This window comes from Paenibacillus sp. P22 (assembly GCF_000469945.2).
In the GTDB taxonomy this organism is placed as follows: Bacteria; Bacillota; Bacilli; order Paenibacillales; family Paenibacillaceae; genus Paenibacillus_O; species Paenibacillus_O humicus.
In genome coordinates this window covers 1-14,926 of sequence record NZ_CBRA020000187.1, presented here as the reverse complement: position 1 = coordinate 14,926, position 14,926 = coordinate 1, and the positions used below count along the sequence as shown (strand labels likewise).

The 14,926-nt window shown below is 56.0% G+C and carries 14 protein-coding genes and 2 pseudogenes; 3 read left to right on the top strand and 13 right to left on the bottom strand.

The features are described from left to right. Positions 1 to 27: 27 nt before the first annotated feature. The 9 genes from BN871_RS21795 to BN871_RS21760 all read right to left on the bottom strand — a co-directional run bounded on the left by BN871_RS21795 (position 28) and on the right by BN871_RS21760 (position 7,348). Positions 28 to 480: a lipid II flippase family protein gene (locus BN871_RS21795; RefSeq protein WP_053087030.1), complete on the bottom strand. Its 453-nt coding sequence runs from the start codon at positions 478 to 480 to the stop codon at positions 28 to 30. A gap of 185 nt (positions 481 to 665) precedes the next feature. Continuing rightward, complete coding sequence (locus tag BN871_RS21790) at positions 666 to 1,433, bottom strand: VOC family protein (protein ID WP_048748784.1); 768 nt, start codon at positions 1,431 to 1,433, stop codon at positions 666 to 668. A gap of 208 nt (positions 1,434 to 1,641) precedes the next feature. Continuing rightward, positions 1,642 to 3,126, bottom strand: a complete 1,485-nt coding sequence (locus BN871_RS21785) for an ABC transporter substrate-binding protein (protein WP_021877886.1) — start codon at positions 3,124 to 3,126, stop codon at positions 1,642 to 1,644. Positions 3,127 to 3,259: 133 nt separating this feature from the next. After that, positions 3,260 to 4,132, bottom strand: coding sequence for a carbohydrate ABC transporter permease (locus tag BN871_RS21780; protein ID WP_048748782.1), 873 nt, complete (start codon positions 4,130 to 4,132; stop codon positions 3,260 to 3,262). 1 nt (position 4,133) lies between these two features. Next, positions 4,134 to 5,060 (bottom strand): carbohydrate ABC transporter permease, encoded by a 927-nt coding sequence (locus tag BN871_RS21775; RefSeq protein ID WP_048748780.1) that lies wholly within the window; start codon positions 5,058 to 5,060, stop codon positions 4,134 to 4,136. A gap of 106 nt (positions 5,061 to 5,166) precedes the next feature. Continuing rightward, a complete protein-coding gene (locus tag BN871_RS21770) occupies positions 5,167 to 5,970 on the bottom strand; it encodes an AraC family transcriptional regulator (RefSeq protein ID WP_053087029.1) in 804 nt (267 codons plus the stop codon). Beyond that, positions 5,970 to 6,101, bottom strand: coding sequence for a hypothetical protein (locus BN871_RS29770; RefSeq protein ID WP_269745449.1), 132 nt, complete (start codon positions 6,099 to 6,101; stop codon positions 5,970 to 5,972). The genes BN871_RS21770 and BN871_RS29770 overlap by 1 nt, the downstream gene beginning before the upstream one ends. A 1-nt stretch (position 6,102) precedes the next feature. Continuing rightward, positions 6,103 to 6,972 carry an ATP-binding cassette domain-containing protein gene (locus tag BN871_RS21765; protein ID WP_048748777.1) on the bottom strand — a complete coding sequence of 290 codons (870 nt, stop codon included), beginning with the start codon at positions 6,970 to 6,972 and terminating at the stop codon, positions 6,103 to 6,105. Positions 6,973 to 6,979: 7 nt separating this feature from the next. Continuing rightward, positions 6,980 to 7,348, bottom strand: coding sequence for a GntR family transcriptional regulator (locus tag BN871_RS21760; RefSeq protein WP_021877812.1), 369 nt, complete (start codon positions 7,346 to 7,348; stop codon positions 6,980 to 6,982). A gap of 253 nt (positions 7,349 to 7,601) precedes the next feature. On the opposite strand from BN871_RS21760, the gene BN871_RS21755 reads away from it, so the two are divergent. Together BN871_RS21755 and BN871_RS21750 are read left to right on the top strand one after the other, a co-directional pair. Continuing rightward, positions 7,602 to 8,306, top strand: coding sequence for an ABC transporter ATP-binding protein (locus tag BN871_RS21755; protein ID WP_048748788.1), 705 nt, complete (start codon positions 7,602 to 7,604; stop codon positions 8,304 to 8,306). Next, positions 8,306 to 10,631, top strand: a pseudogene (locus tag BN871_RS21750) (ABC transporter permease). Before BN871_RS21755 ends, BN871_RS21750 begins: the two are co-directional and overlap by 1 nt. A 78-nt stretch (positions 10,632 to 10,709) precedes the next feature. Here BN871_RS21750 and hisC read toward each other — a convergent pair. The 4 genes and pseudogenes from hisC to BN871_RS21730 all read right to left on the bottom strand — a co-directional run. Continuing rightward, the gene (gene hisC, locus BN871_RS21745) at positions 10,710 to 11,810 is read right to left on the bottom strand and encodes a histidinol-phosphate transaminase (protein WP_048748773.1); all 1,101 of its coding nucleotides are present in this window, start codon (positions 11,808 to 11,810) and stop codon (positions 10,710 to 10,712) included. Between the two features lie 50 nt (positions 11,811 to 11,860). Further along, positions 11,861 to 12,937, bottom strand: a complete 1,077-nt coding sequence (locus BN871_RS21740; RefSeq protein WP_021877808.1) for an LLM class flavin-dependent oxidoreductase — start codon at positions 12,935 to 12,937, stop codon at positions 11,861 to 11,863. 15 nt (positions 12,938 to 12,952) lie between these two features. Continuing rightward, on the bottom strand, positions 12,953 to 13,426 hold the full coding sequence (locus BN871_RS21735; RefSeq protein ID WP_048748772.1) for a GNAT family N-acetyltransferase: 474 nt from the start codon (positions 13,424 to 13,426) through the stop codon (positions 12,953 to 12,955). Positions 13,427 to 13,616: 190 nt separating this feature from the next. Beyond that, positions 13,617 to 14,264: pseudogene (locus tag BN871_RS21730) on the bottom strand (ABC transporter ATP-binding protein); the annotation flags it as partial. 379 nt (positions 14,265 to 14,643) lie between these two features. Here BN871_RS21730 and BN871_RS21725 point away from each other — a divergent pair. Then, on the top strand, positions 14,644 to 14,926 hold a 283-nt coding region (locus BN871_RS21725; RefSeq protein WP_048748770.1), incomplete at its 3' end, for a hypothetical protein.

Below are 14,926 nucleotides of genomic sequence, written 5' to 3'. Positions count from 1 at the left end.
CATCATCCTTCTCGGTTATTTCAAGGCTCATGAGTACGTGACCGTCGTTCGCGGAGCAAACGGTTTGCCAATCGGCTTCAAAGCCAACAGCCGGAAGTTCATCTTCACGATCGTGGCRKTCAGSCGGGGAATGGAGCCAGCCTGCTCCATATGGGCGATCAGGCGCGCGGACAGCCTTACCGCGGTGGGGAACAGCACGATGGCCAGCAGCGTCCCGGCCGTCGCCGCCGCCAGAATGAATCTCATCTGGCCGGCCAGATGGAAGTCAGGATGAAGCCGCGCCCCGTCGATGATCTTGCCGGTCATCGGCGCCTGGATCATGTTGGAGGTGCGGGAAATCAGCAGCACGATGCCGGATAGCGACATGGCGACGGCCAGCTTGCGCAGCCTTACTCCAGCGAGCCTTAGCGAATAGGTCAGCGTTTCTGCCATATGGATCAGCATCGTGAAGAGGGATACGGCGGCCACTTGGGCAATCAATAGAAGCACCTCCGGCAGATCATCTCTATCCTTTACTTGACGATATCTGGAAGCAATCTGTTGCTGCCTGGACGACAAAAAAGAGGAGACTGCCATCCCCTCCTGCCCGGCTACTGACTGATGGGCGTCTTATTATGGACGAATTGAAGCCTGTTTTCCGCTTAACGGTCCCAAGACAAGCCTCCCTATCCCTGCTTCTCTGCCTCATAAACCAGATGGAACCTGTAGCCTTCCAGCGTGAAGCTTCCACCGCCCTCTCCGTTCTCCTCGTAAGGAACACCGGAGGCGTACAGCCTGGAAGTGATCTCGCTCCAGTCGGCGGCGCGGTTGAAGCCGAGCGTCACGCCCACACGCGGAGGAAGCGCGATCATGCCGATCGGAATCCAGCGGCGCTTCTTCGAGACGACGACCGCGTAGGCGGTCCCGCCGACCGCGAAGGTGAACGTGTCGGTAGGCTCCCCTCGCAGCTCGAAGCCCAGGAGATGCACCAGCTTCTGCCTGAACTCCGGGACGGATTCGACCGGAAATCCGACCTCCCGGATGAAAAGAACCGGAAAATCCGCCGAAAAAGGGCTCGCAGAGCCTGCATCCCCTTCCCTGTCGGTGATGATTTCCAGCAGATGGCCGTCGCCGTCGCGGAAGTAGATGTTCTTGCCCGTCTCGTAATCATCGATGGCGCGGCCATCCTCCCATTTCAAAAAGGTCAGCTGCCGGGATTCGGCCCATTCGACTACCCGTTCGAACCGGGAATAGGGAATCGCGAAAGCAAGATGGGCGGGTGAGATCGGCTCGAACGTCTCCACAAAGGAAAGGATGCTTCGATCGGCGACCAGGAAACGGATCTCGCTGTCCGACCGGTAGACGACCGGAAGCTGCAGAAGCTCCCCGTAGAACTGCCTGACGCCCTCCAGAGACACCGTATGAAGCTGCACATTCGCATAATGAGTAATCATGGCAAAACCCTCTTCCTTTGTCGTCTTTTTCTAAAGATTTTTATTTAGTATATGGTTATCTTTAGAAAGTCGCAAATGAAGATTTCATGTTCATGTCCCTTTGATCTCAAAGAGCGCTGCAGGCTGCTGCGCCCGGCCCGGCCCGACAGGAAAAAGCCGGATCTGCGCTTGGCAGATCCGGCTTCTTTCTACATTAAAGTGGAAAGCATTATTGGACTTTGATCGCGTCGTAGTACTTGGATTGCATCGTCTTGGCAGCCGCATCCAGCTTGGCTTTGAAGTCGACATCCTTCTTGGAGAATACTTCCTGGATGATGTTGGTCATCTCGGCGTAGTATTCCTGCGTGTTGTACTGGGCTTCCGGGTTGCCGTCGAGCAGCTTGTTGGATTCGGGATCGTACTTGTACACGTTGGTGTACTTGTCGTAGATCGCTTGAAGCTTCTTGCCGTATTCCGAATCCTCTTTGTAGTAGCTCATTTGCGGCGGGATATAGTACTTTTTGTCCGCTTGGCGGGCCTGGATATCCTTTTCGACCGCGCTCAGGTAGCTGTCGGAGAAGTAGTCGAACGTGATGTAGCGGAACGCCATCTCCTGCTCATCCTTCGAGGCGTTCGGGTTGATGACGAGATAGTCGCCGCCCAGAATGCCGGAATGCTTGCCGCCGGCTTCAGCCGCAGGCATCGGGTAGGTGGCGACGTCCTCAGGCTTCATGCCGCCTTGGTTGAGCGCTTGATCCAGCACGCCTTCCGCACCGGCGATGACCATGGCCGTACGCCCTTGAGCGAACGCGCCGACCGCGTCTCCCCAGCCGAGCGCCCAGTCCTTCGGAATGGCGTTGGCTTCCCAGCGCAGCTTCTGGTAGAACTGCAGCGCTTTGACGGCTGCGTCGGAGTTGAAGGCAGCCGTTACCTTGCCGCCGTCCGTCGTCTGGATCTGGCCGCCTGCTTCGAACAGGAAGTTGGTCCAGTTCCAGCCCGACTCGTTGCCTTTGCCCATCGGAGCGATGCCGGCGACGCCTTTTTTCGGATCGGCGACCGCTTTGGCCGTATTCAGCATGTCGTCCCAAGTCCAGTCGTAGGACGGGACCGCTACGCTTTTGGCCTCAAGCAGCTTTTTGTTGACGACGGTCGAGGTCGAATACCCGTTCTGGACGATGCCGAATACTTTGCCGTCCTTGACGAACTGGTTCTGCAGCGTCGGATTGATGTCGTCCTTGAACGGGTATTTGTTCCACAGATCCGTGATGTCCGCCGCCCAGCCGCGCTGCACGAGGAAGCCGGCTTCCGTCGCGAACGTGTTGAAGAACGTCGGAGCTTCGTTGGCCGCCATCTTCACGCCGATTTCGTCGACATTGTAATGCCAGTCCGATTTGACGATCGTGACGTTCGGGTATTCCTTCTGGAAGCGGGCGATCTTGTCGTCCTCGGATTTGCGCTTCTCCGTCTGGTCAGGAAGCGGATAATAGATGCTGATCGTGATTTTCTTGTTCTTGATGTCTTCCTCGGCCGGAGCGGCCGCTCCGTCATTGGAGGCGGTGTTGTTGGCCGGCTCGCTCACTGCCGGCGACGGGCTCGAAGCTCCCCCGGTATTCGCGTTGCCGCTGCCGCTGTTGCCGTTGTTGCCGTTGCCGCAGGCTCCCAGCAGAACGCTGGTCGCCACCAGGCAGCTCAGGATCGCTGTCGATTTGCGCACGTGTAACTCCCCTTTTCTTGAACATGGATAAAATGGCGTTCATCTGGAATAGCTTGCAAAACCATCATAATGGATGCGTATTCATTGTACGATGTGCGATTCTATGGTCATTATGTGTGTCGTTACGATGAAGTCAGCCTTTCACTCCGCCCAGATGCAGGCCTCGGATGATGAACCTCTGGAAGACGAGGAAGACGGCGATCGGAGGCAGCATGACGAGCGTCAGAATGGCGAATTTGATGTTGAGGTTGAGCATTTTCGCCTGGATGACGTATTTGTAGATCGCCGTCGACAGCGGATAATGGCTGTCCTTGTGCATGATGAGCGACGGCCAGAACCAGTCGTTCCATGCGGTCGAGAAGACGAAGATGGCCAGCGTCGCGAAGATCGGCAGCGACAGCGGCACGGCGATGCGGATGAAGCAGCTGAGCTCGGAAGCTCCGTCGATTCTTGCCGCCTCGAAGATTTCCATGCTGATTCCGTCGAAGAAATTTTTGAGCAGCAGCAGGAAGAACGCGTTGGCGCCGGCCGGCAGCCAGAAGGCGAAGAACGAATCCAGAAGACCGAGATCCTTCAGGTTGAGGAAGTTCGGAATCAGATAGGTCGTCGGCGGAATGAAAAGCGTGATCATGAAGAACATCTCGATGCTGCGGCGCTTCGGCACATGGAGGCGCGAGAGGCTGAAGGAAGCCGTTCCGAGCACCAGCACCGATACGATCATGTTGCCGCCGAATATGAGCAGCGTATTGCGAAGGAAGGTCGGAAGCGCGATGTAATTCCACGCCTCGTCGAAGTTGCCCCATTCCCATGTCTGCGGCAGGAAATGCGGCGGGAACGAATTGACCTCCGCGTTGTCCTTGAGTCCGTTGAAAGCCGTTGTAAGAACCGGATACACCATGGATGCCGCCATCAGGAAAATGACGACGAGCATGATGATATACCCCGCGCGGGTTCCTTTGCGCTTGAGATCGAATTCCGAAAGAATGCCTCTGTCCATGCTGCTCATGTTATCGGTCCCCTTTCCGGTCCAGGCGGTATTGAACGATCGCCAGAGCGCCAAGAACGATGAACATGAGCACGCCCATCGCGGAAGCGACACCCATATCGAGACGAGTGGTCGCATACTTGACGATAAGCAGCGCGTAGGTCAGCGTAGCCTTGACCGGACCGCCGTCCAGAATCGCCAGCTGCGACTGGTAAGCCTGCGAGGTGCCGATGATCTGCAGCACGAGCATGAGCAGGATCAGGCTGCGCAGGGAAGGCAGCGTAATATGCCAGATCCTCTGCCAGATGCCCGCTCCGTCGATCTCCGCCGCCTCGTACCAGTCCCGCGGGATGCTGAGCACGGCCGCCAGATACAGGAGCATGGCGGAGCCGAATTGCTGCCACGTCTCCATGAAGACGAGGGAGATCATCGACCACTTCGTATCGGTCAGGAAGCTGACGCCCTCTCCTCCGAACAGGCTCGTGATGCCGGCGTTGATCGGTCCGACAGGATCGTACATCCATCTCCAGAGCCCGTACAGGACGACGACCGGGATGACGTTCGGCAGGTAGGCCGCGACGCGGAACACGCCCTGGAGCCGCTTGATCTCGGAAATTCCGATGGCGAATACGATCGGGACCCAGAAGCCCATAACGAGGCATAGCGCCATATAATAGAGCGTATTTTTGACGGCGGTCCAGACGTCGGGATCGCTGAAGACCGTCCGATAATTGTCCAATCCGACGAATTCGTCGCCGTTGACGAAGTCGATATGGTAGAAGCTGTAGAAGAATCCCTTGATGATCGGCAGCCACAAAAAGAGGATGAAGATGGCGGCCGCAGGCAATAGGAACGCCAGGCCCCACCCGTATTTGCGAAGCAGGGTCCGGGCTTTGCCCCTGCCCGCCTGCGCCTGCGGCCCGGTGGCCGCAACGATGTCTTGACTCATGTTTTTCCCCGCTTTCTCCTGTTTCTTATCTTTATCTATTCATTTTAGATTCCAGGAGAAAGGGAGAACATGTGCGTATCTATGCATATCGTAGCGAATCTTACTTCTATTTTTTCAACTCGCTCGGGCTGTGCCCGTAGTACTTTTTGAAGATTTTGCTGAAATGCTCGGGTGATTCATAACCGACGCGCTCCGCGACCTCGTAGCGCCTCAGGTCGGTCGTCATGAGCAGCCGGCGCCCCTCTTCCATGCGCAGCTTGATGACGTATTCCCACAGGTTGTTCCCGGTTATTTTCTTGAACAGGTAGCTGAGGTAATTGGGACTGACGTGGTTGCGCTGCGAGACCTCGTGCAAGGTCAGCCCTTTTTGCGCGTAGTGCTCCTCGATATAGCGCTTGGAGCGCTCCACGATCAGATTGCTCTGCGCGGACAGCTCCTCGTCGCTGGCCTCCTGCTGCGGGCCGCTCCAGCTGAAGTCGCCGTAATAGAACACCTTCTGGTCCGGATGCTTGCCGCTCCAGTCCAGCGCGCGCGCCGCCTGGTCGCTGAGCATCGACAGGAATTCGGCTCCCCGGGCGATCTGGCTGATGCCGAGCGTGACCGGCAGATGGAGGTAGCTGTCGAGATTATGGTGCAGGCTGCGGCCGATCATGTCGAGCTGGTTCACCTTGCTTACCGTCGTGTCCTCATACTTGGCCTCGCTCCAGCCGATCAAGGCGCCGACCTCCCAGCCGGGGAGCAGGCAGGGAATCGGCTCCCATTCCTGCTCCAGCAGCTCGCAGGAAATATTCATCATCGCGTAGGCGAGCAAGTCCTTGTCCCTGGCGGAATAATTCCCTCCGCCTAAATCCGCGCGGATGCGGATCATGGCGAAGTAAGGTCCCGATGCGGCGATGCCGGCCTGCTCCATCAGCGCAAGTCCCTGCGCTGGTCCAGCCGGTATCCCGCCAGCCTGCCAAGGAGGATGAAAACAACGACCATCCAGATGCATATCCTCGCTTGCAAATAAGTCGCCTTTAGATGAACAGCCAATGAACCCAATTCAGCGACCTCCTTCGATCAAGTACGAGAAAAACTTTTGAAGCGTCAATTGTTCCAGGGCAATGTCTAGTTGACGCGCCTGCAGCCTGTCCCCATCATCCAGCTTTTCGAAAATGGCGGCCAGCTTCCCGTGGCCGTAGGATTCGGTATGCAATACCCGCTTCCCTTCCGTAAACGCAGCCACGGCATCCGAATGGCCTCGAATCAAATAAGCTGCCATGCTTATCTGATTCATCTCTTCATGAAGCAGGAGAGAGCCCTCGTCCAGGATGTAAACTCGCTCTGCAATCGGGGCGATTTCGTCCAAAAAATGCGTAGAAAGCAAAATCGTACGGGGATGATTGGCGTAATCCTCGAGCAGCTCCTTGTAAAACCTTTCGCGCATCAGCACATCAAGTCCAAGCACCGGTTCGTCGAATAGGGTCAACGCCGATCGGCTGGACAGACCGATGATGTTTCCTACGAGCGATTCCGCGCCTCTGGACAGCTGCTTGATTTTTTTGTCGGGATCGAGCCGAAACGTCTGAAGCAGCTTATGAGCGAACGCCCAGTCCCAATGAGGATGAAAAGTTGCAGCAAACTGCAAAATCTCCATCAATCGAGCTCCTCCAAACAGCTTGCTATTCTCACGCACATAACAGCAATCCTCCGGAATCGCTCCTTTGCCCAGCTTTTTTCCTCTTGCCTCAATGGTGCCATCGGTAGCGAACAGTCCGCCTGCTATGAGGTTGAGCAAGGTCGTTTTGCCAGCGCCGTTTCGTCCGAGCAGACCGTAAATAACGTTTTCCTCCAGCTGTAGATCCAGATCCCGCAAGGCGTAGGTTCGGCCATATGTTTTGGTTAATTTCTCGCAGCTCAGCACGATGCTCACAATGATTTCATTCCTTCCTCAGCTGTTTGATCATCTCGATGATATCCTCGGTTGCCAGCTCGAGCTTGTCGGCTTCAGAGATGAGATTGGACAGCAGCTCCTTGTAGAAACGATTTCTTCGCTGCTTCTGAATCTTCAGCTTGGCATCAGAGGAGACATACATGCCAAGCCCTCTTTTTTTATACAAAATACCTTCATTCACGAGCAGGCCGATCCCCTTCACAACGGTCGCCGGATTGATTTGGAACAGCTGGGAAAACTGAGCAACGGAAAGAATCTGCTCGTCCTCCCGGTAAGTTCCGTTGAGAATATCGTCCTCGATGATATCCGCGACTTGTTGGAAAATGGGCTGCTTTTCGTCGAAAGTGACGTTCATTGCTTCACCACTCAGCATCGTAGTTTGTTGCATATCTAGCAGGAAACCATAACGTAGATGCGAAAATTTGTCAATATCCCATCGTCCTGCAGGGAGCAGGGCGATTTTTTTACATGAGGTCCAGTTATTGACAATGGATAGCGTTCGAATTATAGTGTGCTACATGAGTAACATACTAACACACTTTGAAGGGCATTTGCCAATGGGAGCGCACCAAAAAGCAGGGCAAATCGATTACGGGGAGATAGAAACGGTGAAAACATTAATCGAATTTGAAAACGTAACGAAAGAATACAAAATAGGCGAAGTGCCGATCAAGGCGCTGAACGGCGTCGACTTTTCCATCAACGAGGGCGAATTCGTCGTTGTTCTGGGTGCAAGCGGCGCCGGCAAAAGCACGATTCTGAATATACTTGGCGGCATGGATACGGCTACCTCGGGCAAGGTGACTGTCGGCAGCAAGGATATTACCGGCTTCAATGAGAAGGAGCTTACGGGATATCGCGCCGAAAAGGTAGGGTTTGTCTTTCAATTCTATAACTTGATCCCCAATCTGAATGCTGTGGAAAACGTTGAATTCGCCGCGGAAGTATGTAAAAACCATCTGGACGCCAACGAGATCTTAACGAAAGTGGGGTTGAAGAACCGGATGAAAAATTTCCCGTCCCAGCTCTCCGGAGGAGAACAGCAGCGAGTGGCCATTGCGCGCGCCGTTGCCAAGAACCCTTTGCTGTTGCTCTGCGATGAGCCCACTGGCGCGTTGGATTATGTGACCGGCAAGTCCGTTTTGAAGCTTCTTCAGGATTTGAACACGGAAACGAAAAAATGTATTGTGCTGGTCACGCACAACTCCGCGATTGCGCCGATGGCGGATAAAGTCATTACGGTAAAAAGCGGAAAAATCGAAAGCGTAACGGTCAACGAGCACAAGCAAAGCGTTGAAGGGATTGAGTGGTAATGAACTTATTCAAAAAATTATTAAGGGATATCAAGCAATCGATCGGCCAATTTCTTGCCTTTGTGCTGGTTATTGCCATAGGCGCTTTTTTCTACACGGGGCTGGTTGCGCTAAGCGATCATCTCAGCGCTTATACGAAGGAATACTTCCATGCGCATAATCTAAGCGACTTGAACGTTTACTACGACCACATTTCCAAGCAGGACATGTCGGAGCTGGGTGAAATCGAAGGGGTAAAAAAGGTCGAAGGACGCTACAGCTTCGATGCGGCGCAAACTTTTGGCACTACGAAAGCGACCTTGAAAATCCATTCGATTCCGGCCAGCAACAGCATAAATACGCCTACGATGATCGAAGGCAGCATTCCGTCCAGCAAGAATCAGATCCTGCTTGATTCCCATTATGCCAGGGAACATCAATTCAGAGTCGGGGATCAACTACAGGTAAGCGTCGATGACGAGGAAATGGCATTCACCATCAGCGGCCTGGGCGAAAATGTGGAATATGCCAAAAAAAAACGAAACCCAGGACCATAAAACGGCCGGATTCGCCTATGTGGCCGAAGCTGGAGTTCCCCGAATCGCCGGAAGCCTTTACTATAATGAAGTTTTGATCGATGCGGAAGAAGGGTACGGCATCGACCGGTTGGGCCAGAACGTTGAAGCTCATTCCCAAAAGCTTTCTTATGTAAGCCAAATAAGCAAAGAACGGACATTCAATTATTCGCAGGTCCAACAAACCGTCCACAACAACAAATTGATGAGCAAGGTCATTCCCCTGGTTTTCTTTATCATCGAAGCCATCATCCTCTTCCTCGCGATGTCCCGAATCATTGATTCGCAAAGGAACCAAGTAGGCATTATGAAGGCGTTGGGAGTGAAGAACAGCAGCATCATGCTCCATTACATGGGGTTCCCGGTGCTCGTCGGCATCATAGGCTCCATTCTCGGCTGCGCCGCTGCGGCGATCCTATTCATTCCCATGATCGAGGCGTCGAACGCCAGATCCTACTCGCTGCCGAGCATTGAGTTCTCCCTATCCTCCTTCTCGGTCATTCTTCCTATCCTTTTCTCGAGCGCATTCGGCATGCTGGCTTGTTACTTGAGCGGCATAGGCATTCTGCGGGAACACGCAGCGCAGGCGATGAGGCCTAAACCGCCGAAGAAGATGAAGAAGCTGCTCATTGAACGGCTTCCGGTAATCTGGAGACGCATTTCGTACAGCAACAAGCTCATTTTGAGAAACATCTTTCTCCATAAGCAGAAGGCGATTGCGAGCTCTGCCGGCGTTGTGGTGAGCACGGTGTTGTTGATCACTGCTTTCGGGACTCAAACGTCCTTGCAAAGGGTGGCGGACCAGATCGAAGAGGTGAATGCCTATGATCTGAAGGTCGAATACAAGAGGGGAGCAGAGTTAAAGAAGGCGGAGATGCCGACCGGAATTGAAAGCAGCTATGATCTGTCCGCCTTTCCCGTGAAATTCGTCAAAGGCGATGATCATGAGAACGCCACGTTGACCGTTACGGAGAAGGACAACGCTCTTATTCAATTTTTCGACGAGAACGACCGTCCGATGAGGCTTGTGGACAGCGGCGTGCTCGTACCCAAATCGTATGCGGATCACTATAAGGTCGCGATAGGGGATACGATCCGGATTCAATTCACCGATCCGTCGCTTGCGAATAAAACGGTCGATATGAAGGTTGTGCAAATATCCAATCAGTATTCGAATCCGTCGTTCTTTTGCTCGATAGCGTATCTCAAGAGCTTTGGCATCGACTACAACCCAACCTCCATGCTGGTCAAAGCCGGCAGCGCCGCAGATTTGGCTGGCGTCCGGCAGTTCTTCGAACAAGACCGTCAGGTCGATACAATCGCGGACAAGGATGATTTGAAGGAATCGGCACAATTTATCCTGAAGCAAAACAGCTTTATTTTCATCCTGTTTATCATCAGCGCCGTCATTCTTTCGTTTGGCGCCATCTACACGATATCCTCCATCAACATTTACGAACGGAATCGCGAGCTGGCTACTCTGAAGGTATTGGGTTATCAAAAGAGGAATATAAACCGGCTTATCTTCTCCGAGAACATGATACTCACCACCTTTGCGGTCATGATAGCGCTGCCGATCAGCGGCTACATGTATTCCATCATCATAGAGGCGCTGTCGAGCACCCATCAGCAAATCCCGGACCAACTCAATCGGGTTGTCATGCTGGTATCCGCCTTCCTCGCCTTCTTGCTCACTACTCTCTCCAGCTTGCTGCTTCGGAGAAAGGTAGCCCGAATCAATATGATCGAATCGTTGAAAAGCATCGAATAAATCATGGAAAAAGCTCCCGAGAGCCGCTGGATCAGCGTCTCCGGGAGCTGTTTTGCGCATGCTCGCGACAGCCGGCCTTTAAGGCGCGGATGGCTGAAGCGCCTTCTCCAGCTTCGCCAGCACCGCCCGGTTCTCCTCCGGCCGCCCGATCGTAATCCTCAGCCAGGTCGGCATATCGAAGTCGCGTCCGGGCCGTACGAGAATGCCCTCCTGCAGCAGCCATTCAAATACCGGACCGCTGTCGCGGCCGAGATCGACCATGACGAAGTTCGTTTCGCTTGGCAGGTAAGAGAGCCCGAGAAGCTGGAAAGTCTCGTAATAACGCTGTTTTTCGATGCGGTTGTTGTCCAGCACCGACTGCAGGAAGGCTTCGTCCTCCAGACTCGCCGCTGCCCCGGCTTCAGCCAGGATGCCCAGATTGGAGGGAAGCCTCAGCCGGTTCAGTGCCGCCGCCGTATCTGCCGCAGCTATTGCATAGCCGATGCGCAGGCCGGCAAGTCCGTAGGCTTTGGAGAATGTCCGGAGAACGGCCGCGTTCGGGCAGCGCTCGACAAGGGCTGCGGTATCCGGAAAATCCTCCTGCTCCGCGAATTCCCGATAGGCTTCGTCCAGCACGACGAACACATGGGGAGGAACCCGGTCGAGGAAGAGCCGGAGCTCCGAATCGGTGAAGTAAGAGCCGGTAGGATTGTTGGGATTGCACAGCCAGACGAGGCCGGTGGACGGGGAAATCCTTCGTGCGATTTCATCGAGATCAACGGCATGATTTCGCAGCGGCACCGTGACGGGAATGCCTCCGGCTGCCAATGTCGCGACCCGGTACCAGCCGAAGGAAGGAGAGGGCAGGAGGGCTTCTTCGCCAGGAGCAAGGAACGTATAGGCGGCGAGAGACAACAGCTCGAAGGAGCCGTTGCCGAATACGAGCTGGCCTGGATCTACCCGCAGCTTGGCGGCCAGCTTGCTTCTCAGGCTGGAGGCCTGGCTGTCCGGATACAGGTAAAGTCGCGAAACGGCAGCCTGTATGGCTGCGGCAGCAAGCGGGGAGAAGCCGAGCGTATTCTCGTTGGCTGCGAGCCGAACATCGGGAAGCCTTCCTTGTCCATTGGCTTCGGAAGCCGGCTTCGCCGGCAGAAAGGCCGGAATGCCTTGCAATTGTTTTCTCAAAGGGTAAGCGCACATCTCGAATGGACCTCCTCGTCGCGGGCTGCTCGAACCGGCGAAGGTGGATTTTAATAAATTGACAGCGGGCCGGCAGCGGACGAAGCCGGCCGGGTGTCCCACACCGTGGAAGGAGCCTCCCTCCGGAGAATGGGGGCTACTTCGGCGGCAAACCATTGCAGCTGCTCGCGCTGCTCGCTCACCGACAAGCCGTCGACGCTGAGGCCGAGCACCTGATTGCCGAAGGCTTTTTGATAGGTGAGGATTTTCTCGATGACGCTGTCCGGGCTTCCGACCAGAATCGGGCCATTCCGGATGTTGTCTTCGAGGCCGGTGAAGGGAGACTGGTTGTGCTTGGCGGAATCGGTCCCGCTGAACAGCTCGTAATAAGGCTTGTAGCGCCGGATGGCTTCTTCCTGCGTGGCGGCGAGATAGAGGCTGCCCGCCCCGGCGCCGACGACAGCCTTCTCCGGGGGATGGCCGTAATGCGCGAGGCGCTCCCGGTAGTGGTCGATGAGATCCTTGTACTTCTGCAGATGATGAAAGGAGTTCGACGAAAAGATCGGCTCGCCGGCCTGGGCGGCAAGCTCCGTGGACAGCGGGCTCGAGGCGCTCCCGTGCCAGATCGGAATCGTGCCGCCGAAAGGCCGGGGCTGTGTCGTCACTCCGTCCAGCGGCGGACGATACTTGCCCGTCCAGACGACATCCTCCTCGCTCCAAAGCCTCTTCAGCAGCGCGTAGCGCTCCGCGAGCGACTCCCACTGTTCCTCCGGCGGAACGCCGAAGAGCGGGTAATGGCGGGGATCATTGCCCTTGCCGATGATCAGCTCCAGCCTGCCGCCGCTGAGCTGGTCGACTGTGGCGTAATCCTCGGCGACGCGGACGGGATCCAGCACGCTGAGCACGGATACGGTCGTCAGCAGCCGGATGATGCGGGTGCGGCCAGCGATAGCTGCGAGCAGCACGGCCGGAGAAGAGCTGAGAAACGGGGCGCCATGCCTTTCCCCGACCCCGTAAGCCTCGAAGCCGAGCGTCTCGGCAAGCTCGGCCTGGCGGATGATTTGATCGAATTTCTGCTTGGGCGTGAGCTGCTCCCCGGTAATTGCGTGGGGCAGATTCATGACCAGGCTGAACCATGCGAATTTCATGCGGCATCTCCTCGTTTAACCGGCCTGGTTGACCTTGACATCCTTCTGGAAGGCAATCACTTCGTCCCATTCTCCATGGAAGCGGGGAATGCGGTAATAACCCGAGCGTTCATAGAGGGCGACCGCTTCAGGCTGCAGCGGGCCGGTCTGCAGCCTGATGCTGCGGTAGCCGAATTCGGCTGCGAGCCTCTCCAGCTCATCCATAATGGCGAGCGCCACCCCTTGGCGGCGGTATACGGGGCGGGTGTAGACCCGCTTGACCTCGACCGCATGCTCGTCGAGGGGCCGCAGCGCTCCGCATCCGGCGGGGATGCCGCCGATGCGGGCGACGACAAGCGCCGCCCTCGGGTGGTCGAGATCGGCGGGCGTGAAGCCTGCCGATCCGTCCTCGACTTGATATAGGGCGGCGAGCTCGGCGCTCAGCTCCGAGATGAGCTGTTCCGCATCGGGGGAGCAGATGCTTTCCGGAGCTGCTGTCAATGTTGACATTATTGATTCCTGCCTTTCAAGGGTATGAATGATGATGATCTCAGATGGAATAGCTGAGCTTGCGCTGCGCGGCAGGGGGAAGCGGCTCCTCCTTGCGGCCAAGCACCTTGTTCAAGATCAGATTTTCGTAGTAGGCGAACCCGCTGTCCCTTTCCCGGGGCCGTGCGAGCTCGATGGAAATATCCAGAGCGATCCGGCCTTCCTCGATCAGCAGCACCCGGTCGGCGAGTGCGACAGCCTCGCTGACGTCATGCGTGACGAGAATCGTCGTGAAGCCCGATTCGGCCCAAAGCGACTCGATCAGGCTCTGCATCTCGATCCGGGTCAGCGCGTCGAGCGCGCCGAGCGGCTCGTCGAGCAGCAGCACCTGCGGCTCGTTGACGATGGCGCGGGCGATCGCCACGCGCTGCCGCTGGCCGCCGGACATTTCCCGGATCTCGCGCTTGTCGTACCCTTCCAGGTTGACGAAGCGGAGAGCTTCCTTCACCTTGCGTTCGATCTCGGCCCCCTTGAGCTTGCGGATGCGCAGCCCGAAGGCGACGTTGTCGTAGACGTTGAGATGAGGGAACAGCGCATAGTCCTGAAAGACCGTATTGACCTGCCGCTTGTTGGCCGGGACCGAGTTGATGCTCCTGCCGTCCATGAGAATCTCCCCGGAAGTCGGCTCCATGAATCCGGCGATCAGCCGGAGAATGGTCGTCTTGCCGCAGCCTGACGGCCCCAGCAGCGTGTAGAACTTGCCCCGCTCGATGTCGAAGCTGACATCCTTCAGCACGGGAACGTCGTCATCGTACTGCTTGGTCACCCCGCGGAACGAGATGACCTTCGAATCGTTCATCGATGCTCCTCCTCTCCTGCGGCCTGAGCCGCGCCCGCCGGCGAATATCCGGTCCGCCGACGATCTTTATGCCTCATTATACCTGATTGCGCCCCTATTGGAATCATTCGGCGCTGCGGCGATCGGCAAAAAATTACGGTTCGAAAGACCCAGAAAATACCTCCGATTCTTCCTGACTGAGCCGTTGGGCCTTTGTTCCGATCCTTATCCTTCCATTTTCACGGATAATAAAGGCCTCCATATCTCGATAACTGGATATCGTTGTATATATGTCTTGCGCCCTAGGTCCGATTATCTTCAATCGCTATCCTGTTATAATACGGAAGGATTTGACGAAATTCGTCCTACATACACCAAGATTCAGTCAGGAGTGAGCCTATTGAGGCGAATCATTTGGACAGGTACGGCCATTGCCATGCTTGCAGCAGGGGGAGGGGCCGCTTACGCGGTTCCGGGCACGGCATCCTATGAATCGGGAGCAAAAGCAGGACAAGAGACATCTCCCGTTGCCAGCGGGCAGGGACTGCGGTCTCAGCAGCCGGGCCATGAGGAACCGGAGACCCGGGGCACAGCCTATGCGGACGGAACCGCAGCCAAGGCTTCCGCAGGCATGCTCGGCGGCTCGCAGACGCCCGCCGTCTCTGCGGCTTCCGGCGCGGCCG

Bases quoted from the DNA above. Each gene is read 5' to 3' on its own strand.
- BN871_RS21790 (WP_048748784.1), bottom strand. From the start codon at position 1,433: ATGATTACTCATTATGCGAATGTGCAGCTTCATACGGTGTCTCTGGAG.
- BN871_RS21780 (WP_048748782.1), bottom strand. From the start codon at position 4,132: ATGAGCAGCATGGACAGAGGCATTCTTTCGGAATTCGATCTCAAGCGC.
- BN871_RS21775 (WP_048748780.1), bottom strand. From the start codon at position 5,060: ATGAGTCAAGACATCGTTGCGGCCACCGGGCCGCAGGCGCAGGCGGGC.
- BN871_RS21770 (WP_053087029.1), bottom strand. From the start codon at position 5,970: ATGGAGCAGGCCGGCATCGCCGCATCGGGACCTTACTTCGCCATGATC.
- BN871_RS21760 (WP_021877812.1), bottom strand. From the start codon at position 7,348: ATGAACGTCACTTTCGACGAAAAGCAGCCCATTTTCCAACAAGTCGCG.
- hisC (WP_048748773.1), bottom strand. From the start codon at position 11,810: ATGTGCGCTTACCCTTTGAGAAAACAATTGCAAGGCATTCCGGCCTTT.
- BN871_RS21740 (WP_021877808.1), bottom strand. From the start codon at position 12,937: ATGAAATTCGCATGGTTCAGCCTGGTCATGAATCTGCCCCACGCAATT.
- BN871_RS21735 (WP_048748772.1), bottom strand. From the start codon at position 13,426: ATGTCAACATTGACAGCAGCTCCGGAAAGCATCTGCTCCCCCGATGCG.